This window comes from Brevibacillus sp. MS2.2 (assembly GCF_013284345.1).
Classification (GTDB): Bacteria; Bacillota; Bacilli; order Brevibacillales; family Brevibacillaceae; genus Brevibacillus; species Brevibacillus brevis_C.
The window spans coordinates 78822-92118 of sequence record NZ_JABSUZ010000015.1 but is presented as its reverse complement, the minus strand read 5'-3'; the positions used below and the strand labels follow the sequence as shown (position 1 = coordinate 92118).

Sequence of the window (13297 nt, the reverse complement as noted above, 5' to 3'; positions counted from 1 at the left end):
GCCCCTCCTAATTGCTCTTCCATAGTTCCAGCAATTGTTTTTCTTCATCCTCGGTAATGAGCCGCAAGTTTTCTATGCTCTCGTCAGGATATGCCGTCACTTGTTCAAGCCAATTCACAAAATGCCCGATCATTCGTTGTATGGTGGCATACTCAAACAAATCCGCATTGTATCCAAACGAAATCAATACAGAGTGCTCATTTATCACTTCGATTGAAATAGACAAGTCAAATTTGGCAACTTTGATGGCAAGCGTCACAGGCTCAACTTTTCGATTCGGCCATTCCTTTACATTTCGCAGATGAGTATTCATTGTAAAAATCGTTTGGAAAACAGGAGAGTAGCTTGTATTTCGTTCTGGTTGAAGGGCTTCTACTATTTTTTCGAACGGTACGTCCTGATTCTCTTGTCCACGCAATGCTTTTTCCTTGACTTGGGCGACCAATTGCCTGAAGCTCGGCCCTTCTTCTACATTCACCCGGTAAACAAGCGTGTTTACAAAGAACCCGATCAATCCTTCCATTTCTTTGCGATTCCGATTGGCGACCGGACTGCCGACCAAAATGTCTGTTTGTCCGGTATATCTGGAAAGGAAGCCTTGGTAAGCTGCCAGTAAGGTCATGAACAGCGTTGTCCCTTCCTGTCTGCTGAATGCTTTTACTTTCGCTAATAAGGCAGGCTCCACTTGTATATGCTGCATATCCCCTCTATAGCTTTGAATGACTGGCCGTGGATGATCGAATGGCAACTGCAACACGGGAAGGTCACCCGCCAGCTCATTTTTCCAATACACCAGCTGCTCGTTTACAGTCTCATCCGTTAACCAATCCCTCAGCCACACTGCATAATCCCCGTATTGAATAGCCATTGGCGGTAGATCGGCTGGCGTGCCACTGACTGCTTCTTCATAGAAAGCCATCCACTCGTCTACCAAAATATCCTCTGACCAACCATCGAAAACAATGTGATGAACGGTACACAAAAGAACATACTCCGACTCATTCTTTTTAATCAGCTCCGCTTCAATCAGCGGTCCTTGACTCAAGTCAAATACGCGCTCAGCATTCCGTTGAATATGATGAGTGACGTGCCTGTCCCCTTCTTCCATAGAGAGATGGCTGAGATCAATGACAGGCAACGATATCGGTTGATAAGGCTTGACGAGCTGTACAGCGGTATCATTTTGTTTTGCGAATACCGTACGAAGCATTTCATGACGTTCAATCAATCGGTTAAAGCCTTTTTCCAATCCGCTAACGTCCCAAGCGCCGCTTAAACGCCATACATACGGAATGTTGTAGACGTTGCTCCCAGGCTCCAGTTGGTCAAAAAACCATAGCCGCTGCTGCCCAAAGGATAGCGGAAGCGGTTTCGTCCTATCCACTTGGTGCAATGCGGGCAATTGAGCCGCTTTTTGCGCCTAGACGCCATTCGGATATCCGCTTGGCCAGGCTCTCGATGGTCGGGCATTCGAAAATATCTCGCAGAGGGAGATGCTGACCGAACACTTCTCGTATGCGCGAGGCGGCCTGCGTCGCTAATAGAGAATGGCCTCCCAAATCAAAGAACGAATCAGATACGCCAATTTGGTCGATGCGCAAAATGTCGCTCCATATGAGTGCTAGTAATTCCTCTGTTGTGTTGCGAGGAGCTGAATAGTGATGGCTTACCGTATGGCTGTCGGGTAGCGGCAAGGCTTTGCGATCCAATTTGCCACTTGATGTGAGCGGCATTTTCTCCACCTGCACAAAATACGAAGGAATCATGTAAGGTGGCAGCTGTTTCTGCAGAAGGAGCTTATACTCTTCGACCGATGCGGTACCACTGTAATAGGCGATTAACCGTTTATCTCCCGGCTCAAATTCTTGGGCAATCACAGCGACTTCCCCTGCGCCTGGCTGCTTCCTCATGAGCGCTTCGATCTCTCCCAATTCAATTCGATACCCGCGAATCTTCACTTGGTTGTCCATTCGGCCAATATACTCAATATTGCCGTCTGGCATCCACCGCGCATAATCTCCTGTCCTGTACATTTTTTCTGCCGATAAACGACCATATGGATTCGGGATAAAACGCTCTGCTGTCAGCGCCGGCTTTCCTACATACCCTCGAGCAAGCCCTACGCCCCCAATCACCAACTCTCCCATGACGCCAACGGGCTGCAAGTGACATTCTTTGTTGATGATATAAGCCTGCGTATTATCAATCGGTCTCCCAATGGGAATGACCGTACTGTCCGCGTGACAATCATAGTAGGTCACTTCAATGGTCGTTTCCGTCGGACCATACAGATTGTGGAGAGTCGTTTGATTCCGCTGCTGAATCAATCGATGAAAACGTTGAACCTGTTCCGTAGTCAAAGCCTCCCCAGTCGTATACACGCGCTGTAAGCTTTTGATTTCTTCCGCACAATCGTTGCTTTCCAGATGGTCTAAAAAGATGCTGAGCATTGATGGAACAAAGTGAATATAGGTGATCTGGTGTTTGGCGACCGTTTTTATAATCAGCTCCGGGTCTTTTTCAGCATAAGGAGCGAGAAAACATAGCTTGCTGCCGGTGAAAAACCATAAAACCAATTCGGTTACCGAAACATCAAAGCAATAGGGAGTTTTTTGCATGATCGTGTCGTGTTCGCCCATAGGATAGCGATGAACCATCCAGTTCATGCGATTGACGACAGAGCGATGTTCAATCATGACGCCTTTTGGTGCTCCCGTCGAGCCTGAGGTGTAGATGACATAAGCCAAATTTGTCGAGTGAGCAACTGGTTCAAGATTGTCACATTCTACTTCTTGCTCAGGCATATTCTCACCAACGTACAGAACCGGACCATTGAAATCGATCGCTGTCCTGAATTTCTCTTGCATGACGACTACTTTCGTATCACTATCCTGAAGAATATAGGACAGTCTTTCTTTCGGTGCCATCGTGTCCATCGGCATATAAGCCCCACCAGCTTTTAAAATGCCAAGGATACCAATCATCATGTCAGGTGAACGTTCCATCATTAACCCGACTAATGTATCCGGTTTCACTCCCAAGTTTCGCAATTTTCTTGCCAGGAAGTTGGCACGATGGTTGATTTGCCGATAAGTCCACTGTTCGTTTTCAAATATGACCGCGATTTGCTCTGGTGTCCGTTCAGCTTGCTCCTCGAAAATTTGATGAATGGTTTTCTGATCCGCAAACGCAACAGAAGTGTCATTCCACTTCTGAAGTATTTGATTCTGCTCAGAGACGGTCAACATTGGCATGGAATGGAGCGTTTGGTCACTGTGGGTAAGAACACTTTTCAGCAATTGGATATAGTGCTCAATCATGCGACGCATGGTAGATTCGTCATACAAATCCGTATTGTATTCCCAATCCAAGCTGATACTCCCGTATTCCTCCTTCGTTAATAGAGAATCGGAGAGCTCAGAGTGGTTCGTCACTACCACGTTAATATCAAATTTTGCCGATCCGTTGCTAATGCCTTCGGTGAGTTGAATATCCAAATCGGATACAGGTAAATGGGTAACTTTCGTGTCTTGGAAGCTAAACATGACCTGGAATACAGGGTTCCGGCTTTGATCGCGCTTCAGTTTTAACGCATCGACTACCTGATCGAATGGAATTTCTTGATTCTCATAGGCTTCCAATGCTGACGTTTTGACTGCTTGCAAAACATCCTGAAACGTCATCTGATCGGTAAACTGCGTCCGAATCACAATATTGTTCACAAACATCCCGATCAAGTCTTCGGTGTCTTTCCAGCGCCGATTCGCGATACCCGAACCTACGATAATATCTTCCTGATTCGAATACCGATGCAGCAATGTCTGAAAGGCAGCCATCATGACCATGAATAAGGTCGTGTTTGTTTTCATGCAGTAATCACGCAATTGAAGATACAATTCTTCCGGTATTAAATGGGTGAACATGTTCCCGTTAAATGTTTGATTGACCGGGCGTGGCCTGTCGGTTGGCAGTTCGAGAATCCCGTTGGCTCCGTTCAACAGATTCTTCCAGTATGTTAACTGCTTATTTTCCTTGCCTCGTTTAAACATCTCGTTCTGCCACACGCAATAATCTGCGAATTGAATCTGCAATTCCGCGAGTGGAGATGGTTTATTCTCCAGATACGCACTGTACAGCGTAAAAAGTTCTTTCAGGAATTTTCGGAACGACCATCCATCATGAATCAGATGATGCTCTACAAACAGAATGACCGATTCCCTATCTGAGATCTTGTAAACCAGCCATCTCGCCAATGGCAGTTGCGAAATATCGATCGGCTTCTTGATCTCTGCTCGAATCAATCTCTGCACTTCACGTGCACGATCACTCTCAGGTACATAAGAAACATCAATAACGGGCAATTTCACATCGAATGGTTCATAAATAACCTGATACGGCCGCCCATTTTTCTCAAGAAAAACGGTTCGAAATATTTCATGTCTGCGTACAATCTCGGTAAAACATTGATTCAAGATGGGGATTTCTAGCATCCCTTGCACTTTCATGGTTGCCTGAAAGATATAAGCCAAATTATTGGAGCTTAACTGTTCTAAAAACCACACTCTCTCCTGCGAATAAGAAAGCGGCAAATCTCTGTCTCGTGATGCCCTGCTAATGGCAGGAAACGCATCCATCGAGTATGTATCCTCTGCGGCATTGATGACTGGCACGATACTTCGGATTGTCGGATATTGAAACAGGGTAGACAACGGGAGTTCTTTTTTGAAGACTGCGCGGATTCTTGCTACAACCTGCGTCCCTAACAGCGAATGTCCGCCTAATTCAAAGAAATTATCCTCTACACCAATCTCCTCATATCCAAACAAATCCTTCCAAATGCCCAAGAGCTGCATTTCCAGTTCTGTTTCCGGTTTTTTATATTCTGCTGAAATATGCGGTCGGCTATTTCCTACCTCTGGCAGTGACTTTATATCAATTTTTCCGCTGGGCATAAGCGGGAAAACATCCATTTTCACAAAATACGCTGGAACCATATACTCCGGAAGCTGAGCCTTCAAATAATCACGCCATTCCGTTATGCTTCCAGACCCTATCACATAGGCGATAAGCTTGTTATTTTCATAGGAATCCTTTTGGGCCACTATAATGGTTTGCTCAATAGATGGATGAGTGCTTAAAATCGTTTGAATTTCCTCAAGCTCAATCCGGTATCCTCTCACCTTGACCTGATTGTCATTGCGACCAAGATACTCCAGATTACCGTCGGCTGCATACCGAGCCAAATCTCCCGTTCGATACAATCGCGAATCTGCTTCTGGACGATAAGGATTGGCAATGAAACGCTCTTCGGTTAATGCAGGACGGTTTAAATACCCTCTTGCTACACCTGTTCCACCGATATAGAGCTCGCCAGCCACTCCGACGGGTTGGATTTGTAAATGCTCATTGAATACGTACAATTGTGTCTGACAGTTTGGCTTTCCAATGGGGATCAAAGAGCGATGATCCTCAGGCATACATTTGTAGCTGGCAACTTCGACGGTCGTTTCCGTTGGACCATAGGTGTTATATAAGATTGTCCCATGAGGAATAGTCAGCAGATGCGTAAATTTCCGGGCAACTTGAGGTGGAAGCACTTCCCCACCGGCAGTGACATATTTCAGAGAGGATAGGGCAGAAGACGTACGATCATTCTCGATATAATCCAAGACTACTTTTAACATGGATGGCACAAACTCAAGATGGGTAATGTTATATCTCTCCACTGCTTTTACCAGCAGGGCAGGGTCTTTCTCTTCGCCGTTAGGGAGGATGTACAAGCTCGCACCTTTCACCATCCACCAATAGAGCTCCCAGACAGACGCATCAAAAGAAATAGACGTTTTCTGCAAGATTCTGTCTGTATTCGTCAGTTCACTACGCTTCTCCAGTGTTTGAAGAAAATTCATGATGGAGCGATGTTCAATCATGACCCCTTTCGGATTGCCAGTCGAGCCCGAGGTATAGATTACATAGGCCAGATCGTTACCATTCACTTGGTTTTCAGGCTTTTCCATGCTTTCATTCGAGATTATTTCAGAATCATCAGATAAATTAATAGTTTTTATTCCGTCAGGTATTCTTGCGACAGATGCTTCATCCGCGATGACGATTGGCAATTCTGCATCTTCTATCATATAGCGCAGTCTTTGAACAGGATAAGCAGGGTCCATCGGGACATAAGCGCCTCCTGCTTTCAACACGCCCAAGATGCTCACGATCATTTCAATGGAGCGCTCCAGGCATATGCCAACGAGCGTCTCACTTGTAACACCTATCTTTCTAAGATGATGGGCCAATTGATTCGAGCGTATATCCAATTCCCTGTAGGTGACTTCCTCTTGCCGGAAAACGAGTGCGATGGCCTCTGGATGACGATTAGCTTGGCAATCAAAGGCAGCTAAAATAGTATCAGGAAGCTCAAAAGCCTCGTCATTCCTGCACCACTCGTCTAGCAATTCTCTTTCCTGACTTTTGGTGATCAATCGCAATTGATCGACAGGTGTTTCCCTATTCGTTACAACCTGTTCCATCCAGTTACAAAAGTTCTCCAGCATTCTTCGGATGGTTTCTTGTGTAAACAACCTGGCATTGTAGGAGAAAGATATGCGCAAGACGTCTGCCTCTTCAACATCCACACGCAAGTCTACAGTTGACTCGTCGTACTCGATAGAAAGCTTGTCTATCGTGACTACATTTCCAGCTTTTCTTACTCTCAATAAGGTATGAAATAATGGCGTGGCTGCTGAAAGACTTGCGAGCATCTGTCCCTTCTCTGCTTTATCCTTGCCCTCGGTAAGTAGCTGTTTAAAATTCATAGCTCCATCAACAAGGACTCGATTTATCCAAAACGCAGAGTCTGTCACCGCACCAACCCGAATATCCTTTTGACCCGTATACCTGTAAAGATAACTGTGATAGGCAGCTAAGAGTACTGTAAACAGATCGGCCTTTTCTTGTATCCCCACCTGTATGGCTTGCTTGCTCACCGTATCTGAAAGATCAATCGTTTGAGTCTCGCCCGCATATCCAGTATGGTGATGCCTGGAGATATCTAGCGGAAGCTGTAGCAATGGAGCTTCTCCAGCTAATTCTGACAGCCAATGGTTCTTTTGATCTTCCATGGACATGGTCATCCTCCCTTTTCGCGTTTGGTAATGATGGGAATCTCCAAAACGAGCGAAGATCCTCACCTGTTCTGATTAATCAACACGACACCTCCCCTCCTCTCAGCAATTGTCTGCAAAGGAATCAATGAGTGGCTTCATCGCACAGCATATGAAATAATCAGGCCAGCGTCTGATAATCGGTCTTTGTCAGTGCTGACACGCTAGTGGAGTATGCAATTGGAAGAATACCAAGAATGACAGTTTGATGAATCGACAATTCTAGCCCACGACTGTAATCTCGCCGCGGGGTGACTCTTCTTTTTAGGTGAATTGGAATATAGATTTCATGTGGGAGTTGAATGATTAGCGCTTTATACACTAGTTGATTGGATTGCTATGATGGGAGATGGAGTGTAGAGTGAGGATGTTGTTATGTGTAATCAAACCAATGCAGGACACTGCACTTGATCATGAGAAATGGTTCTTTCGAATCAGAGTTGCTAAACTAGCTACTGACTCTATGAAAGGAGGGAAACTTGTTGAAATGCAAAGGAGTTGGTTAGGAATGAATCGCAGAGAATTACCCATATCAAGTATGAATTGTAATCTTTTGTCATTTAAGGATATTATATCATGTCTGAATTTTATGTCAAATACGATGATATTGAGTCGTCTTTGCTCAACCGGAAACTATAATTAGGAAATTTTTGCACATAAAAAATATAAGACATTTCTTCTCCCTGTGCTAGGTTCGTTTCACAGCTCACCTAACGCCAAGAAAGGAAAAATGTCTCAGACATTTCTAGGAAAAGTTATACACACCTACGCCCAACGACACTGCCAACAAAATACCAAAGTACCACTTCGTAAACCGAAGACTGAACCACGAGCCTTCCCACCATAAGATCCCAAAAAAAATGGCCCCAATCAAGATGCTACTTGCAAAAGCAATGAGTGCATTTTCCATATTTCTTCACCTTTTAAACAGAATGGAAAAGGGGCTGCGCTCTACAGTTGATCGAACAGCCCCTTTTCGTTTACCAGACCGTAATGTTAATCGTTATGGTCTCGCCGCCGTATTCTACTGTAATCGTTGTTTTACCAGATTCCAGAGCGGTTACGACACCATTTTCTACAGTCGCAATCTCAGGATCTTCCACTGTCCATTCGGCATCCTTGGTGACGATCTCCTCGTATCTTTTTTCATAGACCGCATACAGGACGATCTCTCCAGTCTTGTCTGCCTTCAAGCGCAGCGAAGAGCGCGATGCTCGCAAATCTTTCACTTTCTTTTCCTCTACGACGAGCACACGATTGGTTACCTTTTTACCGCCAAATTTCGCAGTAATGACAGCCTTCCCTTCAGCCAGCGCTGTCACTTTTCCCTCTTTTGTTACTTCGATGACCTCTTCGTCGCTTGAGAACCAAGCTGCTTTTTCTGTCACCTCTTCGGTGTTCTTATCACTGAAGACGGCTGTCAGCGTTAGCTGCTTCTCCTCATCGATCTCCAAAACCAAATCCTTGAAGGAAGTCGTCAACGAACGAATGGTTTTCTTAGAAACCGTCACCGGAATCTCCAGTTCCTCGCCCATATAGCGTACGGTAACGATGTCTTCTCCCTCTTCTTTGCCTGCCGTAATACGGCCCTGCTTGACGGTAACCAACCCGTTTTCCGTGTCGTACTCAACATTTTTGTCTCGCGTGATGTCTTTGCGTTTTTTGCCTTCTACTTTATAAAGGCGCAGGGTCGTGGTTCCCCTTGGCTTCATCCAGAAGGACGGTTCGTTTGTTTCCAACTGGAAGGTGGCTATTTCCTTAACAGTTACTTCCACCGAATCGGTTTTGTTCCCGTCTACGGTCGTTACTGTAATCGTCGCAGTCCCAGAAGCTACTGCCGTGATCTTGCCTTCCTCATCTACCTCGACGATCTCAGAGTCGCTGCTTTCCCACTTGACTCGTTTATTTGTTGCATTCTCTGGTTTTACAGTGGCACGAAGGCTTTCTGTATCGCCAACACGCAGCGTTAACTCCTCTTCCTCCAACTCAACTCCGGTGACCGGCTCTCCTATTGGTGGATTCGGCACATTTGGCACATATAGCTCAATGGAATCATCCAGTTCGACGGAGTTTCCTGCCTGGTCGCGAAGCTGAATCAGAACTTTTTTCATCCCATTGCCATACGTCAAGTTCCACGGTACCGTCCCCGTCACTTTTTCCCAGCTGCTCCACTTGCCTTGGTCATTGGAGATGCACATCTCTACATCTCCCAAATTGTCCGTGGCAGTAACATGCAGTCTCACGCTGGTGGAGTAGGTTAGACGATCATCATTGTTAATGACGAATGTTCCCGTTGGTGCTGTCTTATCCAAGGTAAACGTGATCTTGATTTCGTTTCCGGAAGCATCGACGACCCGCAGTTCATGCTTGCCTTCACTGGTTACCTGGTCGCCACTTGCAAACGGAGCACTATTCAGCGTCGCAGTTCCTTCGTTGAATGTGATTGTCACGTCATCTTTGTAAATCCCTTTGTCCTCGACTCCTGTAACAACGGGCACATCTGCATCCAGCTCGATCGTATCGGAAACGGTTGTAATGTGCCCTGCCCTGTCTGTGATCTGCATTTCGACAGTCTTGGTTCCATCACCGGACTTCAACTGCCATGCTTTGGTCGCAGTTACTGCCTCCCAATCGCTCCAGTCGTTGTCACCATTTGCGAAGCGGATTTGTACATCGCTGGTACTGTCGTTCGCTGTGATGGCGAGCGTAACATCACGGGACTTGGTGTAGCTGTCTCCGTTATTGATCGTGATAGAACCAGTCGGCGCCACCACATCGAGTTCAATCGTATCGCTTAGCTTTGTGACGTTCCCCGCCTTGTCCCGCAGCTTGACATAGACCGTTTTGATGCCGTTTGTACTGCCATCAGCCAGCTTCCATGCTTTGGACGCTGTGAATCGCTCCCACGTACCCGAATTGTCATCTACGTTAGAGATAGCCATCTCGATGTCGTCTGGATTTCCGGACGCAGTGAGTTGCAGCGTAACCTCTTCTGTTTTCGCAAATTCAGCTCCGTTATCGATGCTGAACGTTCCAGCCGGTGGTGTTTTATCCAGTGTGAAACGAATCGTCGTGCGATTTTGTGCATCATCTGTGACGACCAACTCATACGATCCTTCCGCGCTGACGACAGAACCGCTCGTAAACGGATTGCCGTTCAGCAATGCTGTTCCCTCGCTGAAGGTAATCGTTACGTCGCTGGCATAGACACCATCCTGAGTGACTCCTGTGACAACGGGTCCAGAGGAATCCAGCGTGATTTGCTTTTGAAGAGCCAATTGGTTTCCGGCCGGGTCTTTCAGCTCAAGATAGACCGTTTTGGTTCCATCAGCACTGCTCAGCTCCCATGGAACGTCGCCTTTTGATGGTGCCGCTTTCCAATCGCTCCACGTCAGGTTGTCATTGGACAAGCGCATTTCCACACCATGGGCATCAGCCGACTCCACACTCAACGTAACTTTGCTCGTGTTGGTATACAACTGACCTTGATTGATCTCAAAAGCACCCGTAGGGATGGTCATATCGAGTGTGATCTCATCGGTAAAGCTGGCAATATTCCCTGCTTTGTCCTTTACTTCCATGTAAACCGACTTAGTTCCGTCCCCAGTCGGCAAGTTCCACGCCTTTGTCGTGGTCAGCGTTTCCCAGGAAGTCCAATTGGCTGGATCACTCGTATCATGGGAAAAGCGCATCTGTAGTTCATTGCTGAAATCGGTAACGGCAATTTGTAATGTGGTTGCAAGTGAATTGGTATAATTGGCGTCACCATTGATCTTGAGACTGCCTGACGGCTTCGTTTGATCAATCGAAAATGCAAGCGTCGCTGTATTGCCCGCTTCATCAGTGACAATCAGCGTATAAGCACCATCATCATTGACGATTTCTCCGTCAGCTATCGGCTTTCCGTTCAAGATCGCCTTTCCTTCGTTGAAGCTGATCGTAATACTCTGATTGTACAGCTTGTTGTTCTCTACCCCTGTGACTACAGGTGCAACCGTGTCGAGTGTAATCGATGCCTGTAAATCATGGGGGTTGCCAGCTTCGTCGATCAACTGTAGATAGACCGTTTTCTGTCCATCCCCATTTGTTAGCTTCCAAGTCTTGGTGGTCGCCACATTCTCTAGCGCACTCCAACTGATGTTATCGTTGGACAGCTTCATTTTCACCTTGCTGGAAACGTCAGTGGCATCGATTTGCAAAGTGACATCCTGGTTGTTCGTATGGGTGGCTCCGTTATTGATCGCAAGAGTTCCTGTAGGCGCGGTTTTATCCAGGGTAAAGGTTATCGTAGCCGTATTCCCCGCCGCATCCGTCACTACCAGCGTATACTTGCCCTCCACACTCACCTTTGTGCCGCTGGCAAAAGGTGCACCATTCAATGTTGCTGTGCCATCGTCGAAGACAGGTGTGACATCTGCCGTGTAGAAGCTGCCATTCGCAACCCCCGTCACAACAGGTGGCGTTTTATCTAACATGATGGTACCAGATGTATAATACAAATTCCCTGCACCATCACGGAACCTCGCATAGACTGTTTTTTGTCCGTCTCCATTAGCCAAGTTCCATTCCAGCTTGTTGTTGGCTGGGACGGGTATCCAACTGCCTGTAAAGATATTATCATTCGACAACATCAGATCTACCGGGCCGTTCGCATCACTCCCCTGAATGGTAAGCTCTACCTTTTCTGATGAAGTGGCTACGTTCCCGTTATTGATCTCGATGGTCCCTGTCGGTGGTGTTATATCCAGCACAATGCTATCCTGCGCTTGAAGGACAGCTCCTGTTCCGTCACGCAGCTCCATGAAGACTGTTTTGGTCCCTTCGTCAGTCGTAAGGGTCCACGGTACAGGTGTCGCAAGCGACTTCCATTCGCTCCAAGGACCGCCTTGCACGTTCGTCAAACGGTACTCGGGCTTGGCAGCGTCTGGGTCATCATGGGTCATGGTGAGCGTCACATTGGAGGAATTCGTAACGGCAGCACCGCCATTGATCGTAACCGTCGCTGTCGTAGGTGGTTCATTTTCATCCGTCACCTGAATGGTCATCACCTTGGCGAATGTATTGCCAGCCGAGTCTGTTGCGGTTATCGGCACAGAGTAAGCCGACTTCGTTTCAAAATCAAACGTTTCCGTCGCCTTCAGTTGATTTCCCTCAACAGCAAATGGCACCGTAGTGTCTTGAATACTAAACGTAACGGTGTCTCCTTGATCAGGATCTACTGCCGAAAGCGTACCAACTACCGCTCCTATTTGATTGTTTTCAGGAATCGAATTGGACGATAAGAGGATATCCGTTGGCGACGAGTTAGGAGCATAAGTGATTTCTAGCTGAGAAGCGTAGCTAAAATTTCTTTTGTCGTAGAAAATGATTTGAGGCTGATACAAAACGGGGACAGGTGGTGCGGTTTGTCTTCCTCTTAAAACAAAGGTAGCTTTTTTGTCTGAAATATTGGTCTTGACAAAGCTGGTTACATCAAACGATTTCCATCCTGTGAAATTACTGGGGATAAACTCATTTGTTATGATTTTTTCATGATGCGTAGGTAGCGTCGTCGTGAAATCATCGTTCCAATTGTCATCAGACGAGCCCCATAGATCAATAAAGGGCATATCTCCGCCTGTTGCTTCTACCTTATGCACATAAATTTTCAGGGCAGCAGACTGAATTTTCCTCTCACTTTGCACGCCGCTCAGGTCAAAACGCAGGGCAGTATTCGCAGCCCCATAGTCCCCACCAGAGTCTCGGGCATAGCCGACGATCAACGCGTTCGGAATTCCTTGGTAATTCAGGCCATCAGGATAGGCACCAAACGCATCCACGAACTTGTCTGCCTCTACCCTAATCACAACGGGAAGATCGGCTGCTTTCACTTTTTCTTGAAGAAACACAGGTTGGACAATTGCGAACAGCAAAGTGAATACCAACAAACGAGCGATTATTCTTTTCATGAATAATGTTGTCCTCCTTTCTTCTTCATTTCAACTCCCCCTACTGTCGACACACTCCCCTAGCAAAACATCTAGGTGAAACAAAATTATGTTAACAACAGTCTTTTACAAAAAATACTAACTAAAGTTATGTCTTTTCTTGATTATTTTCTTCCCAACAAAAAACCCCACCGTATAAGCGGG

The 13297-nt window shown here is 46.4% G+C and carries 3 protein-coding genes; all 3 read right to left on the bottom strand.

All coding sequences use genetic code 11. The features are described 5' to 3' along the window. Positions 1 to 7: 7 nt before the first annotated feature. The gene (locus tag HP568_RS29820) at positions 8 to 1384 is read right to left on the bottom strand and encodes a condensation domain-containing protein (RefSeq protein ID WP_309142224.1); all 1377 of its coding nucleotides are present in this window, start codon (positions 1382 to 1384) and stop codon (positions 8 to 10) included. Next, positions 1377 to 7124: a non-ribosomal peptide synthetase gene (locus HP568_RS15575; protein WP_254551259.1), complete on the bottom strand. Its 5748-nt coding sequence runs from the start codon at positions 7122 to 7124 to the stop codon at positions 1377 to 1379. Before HP568_RS15575 ends, HP568_RS29820 begins: the two co-directional genes overlap by 8 nt. 1022 nt (positions 7125 to 8146) lie before the next feature. Beyond that, the gene (locus tag HP568_RS15570; protein ID WP_173629541.1) at positions 8147 to 13114 is read right to left on the bottom strand and encodes an Ig-like domain-containing protein; all 4968 of its coding nucleotides are present in this window, start codon (positions 13112 to 13114) and stop codon (positions 8147 to 8149) included. Positions 13115 to 13297: the final 183 nt, after the last annotated feature.